The following is a 12,178-nucleotide window of genomic DNA, read 5'->3' on the forward strand; positions in this document are numbered from 1 at the left end:
TTAAGAATCATTTAGAATTGTAAAGAGCAAAAAGATGCGATTTTCGTTGCAAGTGTTGATTAATGGATGTAACATATATTCTTGTGGTTGGTAAATTATTCGTATGAGAACGAAAGAATAAACATTACAAAATATAAGGCTTTCTCATACTGAAAAGGCGCTGTGCCTATAGGGAGTGCAGATCTTGTCAAAAGGGGAATTTTTCCTCTTGGCAAGAAGTAGATCACCTTCCTTAACCTGTATTCAAACGATGTAGTACATATACGCGATGATAAAAGATGACAGGGGAATGTATTTGCTGCATGTTATATAATGAAGCAATCGGCCGAAAAAGAAGAAAGAATTGCCGGAGAATACTTAGGAGGTCATGAAGCAAATGAACTGTAAATTGAGCTCTAAAAAATTGATCATGACATTGATCGTTGCCGGAATCACCTTCTCAGGGGTTTTTATGTCAACGGGGAAAGCTGAGGCCGCCTGGTCCGGCTGGCAAACGAAAGGCGGTTATACTGTCAAGGTTTATACAGATGCCAGCACTTACACTTCAAGGGCTTCTTCTATTAAGTGGAGAATGAAGAAGAAAGGCAGTTCAAAACTTTATTATAAAGCTTATATATGTAAATGGATCAACAGAGGATTGTTTAGCGGCGGAAGTGTGACAGGCTATTTTAAAGTTTCTACCCCGCTTAAAACATATAGTGTGTCGCCTGTAAGGAAAAAACTGGGCAACGGAACATATATCGTCAGGGTATTCCTTTTTAAGGATGCTAAAAAGAAAAAAATGATCGGAAGCTTTGATTCCAAAAAAATCAGGATAACGAAAGGGAGATAAATAAATAGAAATGGCTGCTCTTCGGTGGCCGCCTTTACGCCGGATGAAGGGCCGGCATATTTGCACTTTTGGGCGGCTTGCCTGTTTATATCTTTATAATTGGCGGGGTGGAGCTTTGTGCGCGAATATTTAGTCGCTATTCTTCGCTCAATTATTGCTTTTTCCATTTATTGGCGGGTTCCTGGCTGTTAGGGAAGCAAACGAATTAATATGACGATTTTATCCTTCGATTTGCGCTCGGAGCGATTCCTGCTATATGACCTTTAATTCGAACATTAAAATTCACCTTTTAATTTGGATATTTTTATGTGTGTTTTTTGTGATTCTTGCGACGGCATCCATAGATGAGGAGTCAAAAGTCTGAATTACAAAACAAAGTTCGCATTGGATAAAAGTATTTTATGCAGTCTTGCCTCCTAAAGATATATTTCAGAACTAAATCATGAGTAAAGAAAAAAATAGCATCGGGGGCCATTTATGGCGTCCCTTTGCGCCGCGATTCGTCACAAACAGCTGTCATCGTGGTAAAATATCATTGTAAGAAGAGCCTATTTCAAACTTTACAATATGAGCCGTAAATACCGGTGGGGAATATACGTTTTCCGCCGTTTTACTGTTTCATTAATTTCATATGAAAAGGAATGACTTGAAAATCCGCGGGTTACAATAGGCAGGAAAGGGTTGAATCAGTTTGAGTGCTGCTTTGTATCGAAACATCATGCTTTTACTTCTTTGTTTGACGGCAGGCATTGTAGATGTGATTGGGTACTTAAGTATCGGTCACGTATTTACCGCCAATATGACCGGGAATATCGTGCTGCTGGGATTAGCCATCGGGCACTCGCTGCAAAAGACCGTCATGTATTCTCTCACCGCATTGCTTGGCTTTATCATCGGCGTGATCATCGCTTCCGCCATTGTCGGAAAACAGGAAAAATCCTTTTGGCCTCCAGCCGTCACGACGGCCCTTATGATCGAGGGGTTCGTTTTGCTGCTTTTTGCATGTTTGTCATTATTTCAAATCTCAGCACACATTTTGATCTTATTGCTCAGCATGGCGATGGGGCTTCAGACGACCGCTGCTAGAAAACTCGGGATCGCAGGTATTTCTACAACAGTCTTAACCGGAACTCTGGCCAACTTTTTTGAAGATGTCAGTACACGGTTCTTCAGAAAAAGCCATCAAAACATCTTTCATACAGATGCGCTGCTCCGCGCTTTAACGATTGTCTTCTATTGTCTCGGCGCCGTTATCGCAGCCGTTGTCGAACCGGCTTACCGCTTTGGTGTCGTTTGGCTTCCGATTGTCATCATTATCGCGATCGTTGCGACAGCGGTGACCAAGTTTAGGGGAGCGGCCGTCCAGGGAAAATAAACAACACAGGCATTTTGACGAGATCTCATGTGCGAAAAACGGGGAAGCATAGTGTTTTATGAAAAAAAACGATTTTTACAGGGAGGAGATGTATGGTTGGAACATATAAATATAGAGCATTTTATTTTGCTTGCCGCCTTATTGCTGATTATAGGCGTGCTCACAACAAAGTTTTCAACGCGATTAGGAGTGCCTGCCCTTGTTTTGTTCCTGCTGGTCGGAATGATTATGGGAAGCGACGGATTGGGGATTATTTACTTTAATAATCCGGAACTGACTCAATTGATCGGGATCATCGCATTGGTCGTGATTCTTTTTGAAGGCGGCTTGCAGACGAAATGGTCTTCGGTTAAGGCGGTTGCGGGTCCTTCGTTGTCTCTCGCGACAATAGGCGTACTAATCACAACGATTGTTGTGGCCGTCGCCGCAAAGTTGATATTCAATGTTTCCTGGATGGAAGGCTTTTTATTTGGCGCCATTGTCGGATCAACAGATGCAGCCGCCATTTTCGCCGTGCTAAAAGGCCAGAATATTAACGACAGGCTGGCTTCCACCCTTGAGGCCGAGTCGGGCACGAACGACCCGATGGCCATGTTTTTAACCTTATCGCTGATCGAGTTGATGACGGTTGATCATGCCAATGTTTATTTACTGATCGGTTCGTTTTTTTGGCAAATGGGAATGGGGCTGATTATCGGTTACTTGCTCGGACGTTTTGGGAGCTTTTCCATCAATAAGATCAATCTGGATTCGAGCGGCCTATATCCCATTTTCACCCTCGCATTTGCACTTCTGACATACAGTGTGACAGATCTAGTCGGGGCCAGCGGCTTATTGGCAGTCTACATAGCGGCTCTCGTGATCGGCAATATGGATTTAACCTACCGCCATTCCATTTTCAGATTTAATGAAGGATTTGCCTGGATGATGCAGATTCTGATGTTCATCATACTCGGCTTGCTCGTTTTCCCTTCACAATTTCTATCATTTGGCATCATTTTCAAAGGATTTCTGCTTTCCCTTATATTAATGTTCCTTGCCCGACCCGTTGCTGTTTTTCTGTCAACGATCAAAATGGGGTTTCATATGAAAGAAAAGATCTTTCTTTCCTGGGCGGGATTAAAAGGGGCCGTTCCGATCGTGCTTGCCACGTTTCCAATGACGATGGGGCTTGAAAATAGCCAACTGTTCTTTAATGTGGTGTTTTTTGTCGTCTTGACATCGGCATTGATTCAAGGTTCAACCATTTCAATCTTTGCAGACACATTAGGCTTGAATGGACCGGAGAAAGTAGAACCCCCTCACTCTTTGGAGCTCGTATCCATCGGAAAGGCAAACGCCGAAATGATCGAGTTTGCCGTTGATGAAAAGACAGCCATTACAGGGCAAGCCTTGAAAAACATCAGTTTTCCAAAGGAAACGCTCATCAGCGCGATGATACGGAACGGGGATTTGGTCACCCCGCACGGCGATACGACGATTCAACCGGGAGACATTCTTTATATTCTCACAGCGAAAAAAAGAAAAAAGGAATTGAAACGGCTTTTGAACAAAGAATTTATTTAAAAAAGGCGGATACTGCGGTACACCTCCCGATCTGAGTGCTGAAAGCGTCCCCTTTTCGTTTTTTCCGAAAACATCCATTTTCGGATCAATTCGTGTTACAATTTGGAAAACTAAATCTGGGAGGAACAATCCGGTGGGTGTTCAAACGGTCATTTCGACAATCATTCCTTTTGTATTTTGGATTGTAATGGCGGCTCCTGTTGTGCTGATCATGTGCTTGTTAACCGCAATCAAGAAATCGCTGAAAAAAAGCGTTGAACAAAACGTTGAGATCATTCGTTTATTAAAAGAAAAAAGGTAGCCGGATTTCAAGCGGCATGGGCTGTTTGCCATTGTTAAATGCTCCAGACGGCCATCCGTCCATTTGGGAGCCAGAGTTAGATGGCGAAACCATCATATGAACAAATCGTAAGATCAAAATGGTCATGACGGATTGATAGATGACGAAGACGAAAAGATATTGAGGAGCAAATTGCTGCTATTTTGGCAATCAATAATAACGGCAGACCTGTTTTCATACAGAAAATAGGTCTTTTTTTTACATTATGGTTTGTGATTAATTCAAAAAAATGTTATAAAAAATTAATAATTTTATTGTACTTTTAAAATTATAGGGTAATATAATGAATATATGGATTTTATAGCCATATAATTTCTTTTATTGTCATTTTTCGTTTTTTGAACCTCTTATAATGAGAAATGGAGGGAATCCATTGAGGGACAATACTTATTTTTTAACTCATGCCCAAAGGAGGGTGTGGTTTACCGAACTGCTGGAGCCTGGTACAAGCATATGCAATTTAACGGCCTGTGTGAAATTCAAAGGCGATATTGATCTTGATGTTTTAGAAAAGGCTCTGAATCGTTCAATCTCCCGCAATGACACAGTCAGATTTCAACTGATGGAAGGAACAGATCCGGAACCGCGTCTGTATCTTGCTGAATATAAACAAACACCTCTTGAAATCATAGATTTTACAAATACTAAAATAAAAGAAACAGAGCAATGGATTCATGATCAAGCCAGAATCCCGTTTAAGCTGTTCGATTCACCTCTGTACCAATTTTATCTCCTAAGAATCCGCACTGATGAGGTTTGGCTGTATGCAAAATTCCATCATATTATTATGGATGGCATCTCTTTAAATGTAATGGGAAATCAAATTATTGATCTTTATCAAAAAATAATAAAACAAGAGTCTATATCTGATCAGCCTGAACCATCTTACATTCGCTATATCGAAAAAGAGAGTCAATACTTACAATCTTCACGTTTTGAAAAAGACCGTTCATTTTGGATCCAGACCTATCAACAGCCGCCGGTATACCACTCACTAGCCGGCAAGACTCCTTCACAAAAGCAGAGCACTTCCGCATCCAGAGATACCATTACACTTTCGCCTCATCTGGGACAAACACTCCGAATCTTTTGCGAAGAACAGAACATCAGTATCATTTCCTTATTTATGGCTTCATTTTACATATGTATCAGCCGTCTCACGTCTAAAACAGATCTTGCTATCGGAACCTTCTATGGAAACAGAGGTTCAAGAACAGAAAAAGAAACACTCGGCATGTTCGTCAGCTCTCTTCCAATCAGAAAAACGGTCGACCCTGACGCTGATTTTCTTTCCTTTGTCCGCAGTGTAGGCAGGGAACAGCTCTCTGTTATGCGCCATCAAAGATTTCCCTATAACTTGCTGGTTAATGAATTAAGAAAGGAACACAAGGAGCTACACAACCTTATCGGTATTTCCATGCAATATCAGCCGCTTCAATGGCATAGGGCCGACGGCTTCGACTATGAAACGGCGCTTTATTTCAGCGGATATACCGCGAACGAGCTTTCTGTTCAAATACAAGAACGTATAGACACCGGAAGCATTCATTTAAATTTCGACTATCAAAATACCTTGTTTTCCCGTGAGGAAATCAAACGAATACAGCATCATCTGCTCACATTGCTGGGAAACGCCCTTCAACATCCGCACAGCATTATAAAAGAATTAGATATGGCTGAAGAAAGCGAAAAACAAACAATTTTATATGAGTTTAACAAAACAGAAGCTGTTTCGCCTGGTGCGCCGACTCTGCATGGACTGTTTGAACGCCAGGCGGCTTTAACACCTGAGCGGCCGGCCATCCGCTTTGCCGGCGGCTCGCTGACTTACGCTGAGCTTGATATGTGCGCCAGCCGGCTGGCTGCGCGCCTTGCGGCGCACGGGATCACGAAGGAAAGCATCGTCGGCGTCCTCTGTGAGCGGTCGCCTGAGATGCTGACAGCCGTCCTCGCCGTGCTAAAGGCGGGCGGAGCTTATTTGCCGCTTGATCCGACATATCCGCAGGAGCGGCTGAGCTACATGCTGAAAGACAGCGGGGCAGCTTTGTTGCTGATGCAGCCGGGATTATCCGTACCTGGTTTTTCTCGGGAGACGCTGGAGGTGAATATGACGACTCTCGTGAATGAAGAGCCAAGATACCACCTCTTTGAGCCGGCGGACGGCGGTTCTCTCGCCTATGTTATCTATACGTCTGGCTCGACCGGGCAGCCAAAAGGCGTGGCCGTTGAACACCGCCAGGCCGTTTCCTTTCTGACCGGCATGCAGCGGCAGTTTCCGCTTCGGGAAGACGACATTATCATGGTGAAAACGTCCTTCTCCTTTGATGCGTCTGTCTGGCAGCTGTTTTGGTGGACCCTTTCAGGCGCTTCGGCTTATCTGCTTCCGCCCGGCTGGGAGAAAGATCCGGCATTGATCGTAAAAGCCATTCAGCAGGAAGGGATTACGACGGCTCATTTTATTCCGGCCATGCTGAACAGCTTTTTAGACCATGCGGAAATAGACGCTCTGGGAGGGGGGACAAGCCTGAAGCGTGTCTTCGCCGGAGGTGAACCGCTTGCGCCCCAAACGGCAGCCCGTTTTGCTTCTCTGTTGCCGGGTGTGACACTGATTCACGGCTACGGGCCGACAGAAGCAACGGTCGATGCGGCATTTTACGTTTTGGATTCAGAGCGGGACAGGGATCGCTTGCGGATTCCGATCGGGAAGCCCGTGCCCGGCGCGCGTTTGTATGTCTTGGATCCGAATTTGGCCGTACAGCCTGCCGGCGTCGCGGGAGAGCTCTACATCGCCGGAGGCGGCCTCGCCAGAGGCTATTTGAATCGGCCGGAATTAACGGAGGAGCGTTTTCTCGCTGATCCGTTCTACCCGGGTGAACGCATGTACAAAACCGGAGATTTGGCGCGCTGGCTTCCTAATGGAAATATTGAATTTCTCGGCCGGTTAGATGATCAGGTGAAAATCCGCGGCTACCGGATTGAACCGGGAGAGATTGAAGCGGCCCTCCGAAGCATCAAAGGCGTACGGGAAGCGGCCGTAACCGTACGGGCTGACGGCGGTGAGGCGGAATTATGCGCGTATGCGGAAGGGCTCGGAAGAAACGAAGTACGGGCGCGGCTTGAGAGACTTCTGCCGGGCTACATGATCCCCGCTCATATCATTGAGATGGAAAAATGGCCGGTTACGCCGAGCGGAAAGCTTGACCGAAACGCCCTGCCCGCTCCTGACGGAGCGGCAGATCAGGAAACCTACACAGCGCCAAGAAATCTGACGGAAATGAAGCTTGCCCAGCTGTGGGAGGACGTGTTGAAAAGCGGCCCTGTCGGGATTCACGACAACTTTTTTGACCGGGGCGGCCATTCCTTAAAAGCGACGGCGCTTGTCTCCCGGATCGCCAAGGAATTCAGCGTACAGGTGGCGCTAAAGGATGTGTTTGCCCATCCGACAGTGGAAGGGCTCGCTTCTGTTATCCGTGAAGGAACGGACAGTCCGTACGAAGCGATGAAGCCGGCTGAAAAACGCGAAACCTACCCGGTGTCTTCAGCCCAAAAGCGGATGTATGTCCTTCAGCAGCTGGAGGACGGAGGCACAGGCTACAATATGCCGGCCGTGTTGGAGCTGGAAGGGAAGCTTGATCTTGAAAGGATGGAGACAGTATTCAAACAGCTGATCAAGCGCCATGAGTCGCTTCGGACATCCTTTGAACAGGACGCAGGCGGCGAGCCGGTGCAGCGCATCTATGACGAGGTGCCGTTTACATTACAGACAGCCATACTGGGAGAACAGACCGCACAGGAAGCTGCGGCAGCGTTTATCGAGCCGTTTGATCTCAGTCAAGCTCCGCTGTTTAGGGTGCGAATCGTGAAAATATCAGATGAGCGGCATCTCTTGTTGGTTGATATGCATCACATTATTTCAGACGGTGTTTCTGTGAATCTGCTGATTCGGGAATTCGGCGAGCTTTACAACAACCGGACCCTTCCGGCGCTTCACATTCAATACAAAGACTACGCCGTATGGCAGGAGAAGTTTAAAAAAGGAGACACGTACAAGAAGCAGGAAGCGTACTGGCTGAAGCAGCTCGAAGGCGAGCTGCCAGTGCTGGATCTGCCGGCTGATCATACCCGCCCGCCGGTGCGAAGCTTCGCGGGTGATCAGGTTGCATTTACGCTTGATGAAAAGCTTACATCCGGCCTTCACCAGCTCGCACGTGAGTACGGAAGCACCCTGTACATGGTGCTCCTTGCGGCTTACACAGCGTTGTTGTCGCGTTTGAGCGGACAGGAAGACATCATCGTCGGGTCGCCGATTGCCGGACGTCCTCACAAAGATCTTGAGCCCATACTCGGGATGTTCGTCAATACATTGGCGCTTCGGACGCGCCCGGAGGGCGGAAAACCATTCGCGCAATATTTGCAGGAAATGCGTGAAACCGCATTGGAAGCCTATGAGCACCAGGATTATCCGTTCGAAGAGCTGGTCGATCAGCTCGGCGTGACGCGGGATATGAGCCGAAATCCAGTGTTTGATGCCATGTTTATTCTTCAAAACATGGAAAAGCACGACATGGATCTTGCAGAAATAAACGTCCGGCCGGCCCATTTCATACACCAAATTTCTGTATTCGACATAACGTTAATTGCGGTTGAATCAAATGGAGTCATCCGCTGTGAGATGGAATTCAGCACAGATATATTCATGAAAACTACAATTGAACGCTGGGCAGCTCATTTTACCGAATTTTTGCATTCGTCGATCATCAATCCTAACACAAGGCTTTCAGAACTGAACATACTTGATGAAAACGAAAAACAAAAATTAGTAATGGAATTCAACAACACTCAAGTTGAATTTCCTCAAACTGAGTCCGTGTTCCATCGTATGTTTGAAGCGAAGGCTGAGGAGACACCAGAACATTTTGCCGTAATTGATGGGAAAGAACACATTAGTTATCGGCATCTTAACGAAAGAGCCAATCGTCTGGCACGGACACTGCAAAAAAGAGAAGGGGCGAAACCGGTCGTTGCTGTTTTAGCGAAGCGATCCATTGATGCGGTCGTTGGTATTCTGGCAGTTATGAAAGCCGGCGGAGTGTATATCCCGATCGATTCACACTATCCAAAAGCTCGAATTGAATATCTTCTTCAGGACAGCGGAGCAGACATTCTTCTTATACAGCGTGATTTGAAACACTTGATTTCAGAGGCAGCCGAGTGTGGCATTTCCCGCCTCTGCCTTGATGATGAGCAATTCTTTGAAGCAAATTGCTGCAACCTTGCTTCAGCTCCTGCTCCTGAGGATTCGGCATATATCATTTATACCTCAGGAACAACGGGTGCGCCTAAAGGCGTTATCGTTTCACACCGGAATTTTATGCATGCTGCTCTCGGATGGCGCAGGATTTATGAGCTTGACCGGATGCCTGTCAGACTGCTTCAAATGGCGAGCTTTTCCTTTGATGTCTTTTCAGGTGACTTGGCGAGAGCTTTGGCCAACGGAGGAACATTGGTTATTTGCCCTGATGAGATGAGATTGGAACCTGCGGAATTATACAGAATCATGAATTCTCAGCGAATCACGATCATGGAGTCCACTCCGGCTCTGATTGTGCCGTTTATGGAGTATGTGTACCGCAATCAGCTCAGTCTTCCTGATTTAGACATCCTGATTCTTGGTTCCGATATGGTCAAAGCGCAAGATTTTAAAACACTGACGGAGCGCTTTGGCGAAAACATGCGCATCATCAATAGCTACGGAGTCACAGAAGCCACGATCGATTCAAGCTGCTATGAAATGCGAATGGGTGAAGAGTGTACCGGGGAACACGTACCGATCGGCTGCCCGCTCCCGAATGTACAAATGTACGTACTCAGCCAGAGTGATCAAATTCAGCCGATCGGTATTGCAGGTGAGCTGTGCATCGGCGGGGCAGGCGTTGCAAAGGGTTATCTCGGAAGGCCTGAATTAACGGAAAAGAAATTCACGGAAAATCCATTTGTACCCGGAGAAAGGCTGTACAGAACAGGAGATCGGGCCTGCTGGCTTCCGAACGGCACTCTCCGCATTCTCGGCCGGATGGATCATCAAGTAAAGATAAACGGTTACAGAATCGAAACAGAAGAAATTGAAAGTGTCCTGCTTCGAACGGGACTTGTCAGGGAAGCTGTTGTTGCCGTTCAAAATGACAAAAATGGCCGGGCTGGTTTAACAGCATATGTAATACCTTCAGATGTTGATACGACGGCGCTTCGTGCTGTTTTATCAAAAGACCTGCCAGCTTATATGATTCCCGTGTATATCATTCCTTTGGAAAACATGCCGCTGACCTTAAACGGAAAGCTGGACAAAAATGCCTTGCCAGCTCCAAATGAAGTTTTCTCGAGACCATATACTCCGCCACTCAATGAAAAGCAAAAAATGACAGCACAAATTTGGGAGGATGTGCTGTGTATGTCTCCAGTCGGCGTTCACGATTCGTTTTTTGAACTTGGCGGAGACTCTATTAAAGCACTGCAGGTGTCAGCCCGGCTGGCAGCGGAAGGCTGGAGCATGACCATACGGGATTTATTCCGCTTCTCAACGATTCACGAGCTAAGCGGTCATATCACTCCGCTGGTATCTCAGGCGGACCAGGGACCGGTGCAGGGTGAAGCAGAGCTCACACCGATTCAGCGCAGATTTTTCGGTCAGCGCCAAGCTTTTATCAAACATTACAATCAATCCGTCATGCTTTTCAGCGAAAAGGGATTCGATACTGGCTCACTTCGCCGAGCGCTGCGAAAATTGACCGAGCATCACGATGCACTCCGTATGGTTTTTAAACAAGATCTTACCGGACGTGTCGTTCAGTACAATCGCGGAATTCAGCTCACCGAAACAGAACTGTTCGGCCTTCATATAGCAGATTGGACAAAAGATTCAACGGAATGGATACACTTGGAAGAAAAACTAGCTGCTGAGGAAAGGGTCCTTCAAAGCAAAATGAATGTACAAGACGGACCTTTGCTGCAGGCGGGTTTGTTTAAAACAGCAGTTGGGGATCATCTGCTGATTGCCATCCACCATCTCGTGGTAGATGGCGTTTCTTGGAGAATTCTGCTCGAAGATCTCGCTTCTGCCTATCAGCAGTCTTTGGATCACACAGAGATTCAATTGCCGCCGAAAAGTGATTCTTATTTATTCTACGCTAACAGTCTTTCGCAAATAGCCGATAGCAAACAATTGTTAACGGAAAAAACCTATTGGCAAACGATATTGGATGCTTACGCGGCTTTTCTGCCCAGAGACATCGGCGATATACCGGACAGACATCAAATCAATGCTGAGACAGCGGCATTTATATTATCTGCTGGCTGGACAGAAAAACTGCTGTTTGAAACCCAACAAGCCTATGGGACTGATGCAAATGAGCTTTTGCTGACTGCTTTAGGAATGGCGCTTTCTGGTTGGACCGGACACGAGCAAATTGTGATCAGCACTGAGGGGCACGGAAGAGAAGGGCATGTTCCGAATATTGATATGTCCCGTACGACAGGGTGGTTCACTTCTATTTATCCTATTCTGCTTGACATGAGTGTTCCAAATCCTTTTGAAGATCAGCTTGCCTACCGAATCAAAACGACTAAAGATATGCTGAGAAGAGTGCCAAACAAAGGGACCGGTTACGGATTATTAGCACAAAAAGGAGCCATTGAGCATAAAGAGCCTGACGTCAGCTTCAATTATCTCGGACAATTTAGTGAAGGGAAGGAAACGGGTGCGTTTCAACTGTCTCCTTACCAGCCTCGTTTCGAAATAGCGGGGGAGAGAGAAAGAGAGTATGAGCTGGACATCAATGCTCTGGTAACAGACGGACGCCTTCAAGTAAAAGCGATATACACAAAAGCGTTCCGGCAGCACACAATTGAGCGGTTTATGGACAGTTTTCACAGCCATCTAATCGAGATTATCGAGCATTGTTCAAACAAAAAAGAACGAGAAAAAACGCTGAGCGATTTCAGCAATAAGGAATTGACACCATCTGCATTATCGAGCATTAAAAATCTCGTGAAAGATCTTTAACTTTTG

General features: G+C 46.1%; 5 protein-coding genes. All 5 read left to right on the forward strand.

From position 1 onward, the window contains the following. Positions 1 to 376: 376 nt before the first annotated feature. The 5 genes from R5H20_RS09950 to R5H20_RS09970 all read left to right on the forward strand — a co-directional run bounded on the left by R5H20_RS09950 (position 377) and on the right by R5H20_RS09970 (position 12,172). On the forward strand, positions 377 to 832 hold the full coding sequence (locus R5H20_RS09950) for a hypothetical protein (protein WP_006638035.1): 456 nt from the start codon (positions 377 to 379) through the stop codon (positions 830 to 832). Positions 833 to 1,523: 691 nt separating this feature from the next. Next, positions 1,524 to 2,207 carry a YoaK family protein gene (locus tag R5H20_RS09955; protein WP_006638034.1) on the forward strand — a complete coding sequence of 228 codons (684 nt, stop codon included), beginning with the start codon at positions 1,524 to 1,526 and terminating at the stop codon, positions 2,205 to 2,207. 96 nt (positions 2,208 to 2,303) lie between these two features. Further along, the gene (locus R5H20_RS09960) at positions 2,304 to 3,773 is read left to right on the forward strand and encodes a potassium/proton antiporter (protein WP_006638033.1); all 1,470 of its coding nucleotides are present in this window, start codon (positions 2,304 to 2,306) and stop codon (positions 3,771 to 3,773) included. Between the two features lie 133 nt (positions 3,774 to 3,906). Beyond that, positions 3,907 to 4,074 (forward strand): hypothetical protein, encoded by a 168-nt coding sequence (locus tag R5H20_RS09965; protein ID WP_155910088.1) that lies wholly within the window; start codon positions 3,907 to 3,909, stop codon positions 4,072 to 4,074. Between the two features lie 391 nt (positions 4,075 to 4,465). Then, entirely contained in the window at positions 4,466 to 12,172 is a 7,707-nt protein-coding gene (locus R5H20_RS09970) for an amino acid adenylation domain-containing protein (protein WP_373870192.1), read from the forward strand. Positions 12,173 to 12,178 lie beyond the last annotated feature (6 nt).

The sequence above is a fragment of the Bacillus sp. KICET-3 genome, assembly GCF_033261025.1.
In the GTDB taxonomy this organism is placed as follows: domain Bacteria; phylum Bacillota; class Bacilli; order Bacillales; family Bacillaceae; genus Bacillus; species Bacillus sonorensis.

Coding starts and splice junctions, on each gene's coding strand:
- R5H20_RS09970 (WP_373870192.1), top strand. CDS start 4,466: ATGAGAAATGGAGGGAATCCATTGAGGGACAATACTTATTTTTTAACT.
- R5H20_RS09950 (WP_006638035.1), top strand. CDS start 377: ATGAACTGTAAATTGAGCTCTAAAAAATTGATCATGACATTGATCGTT.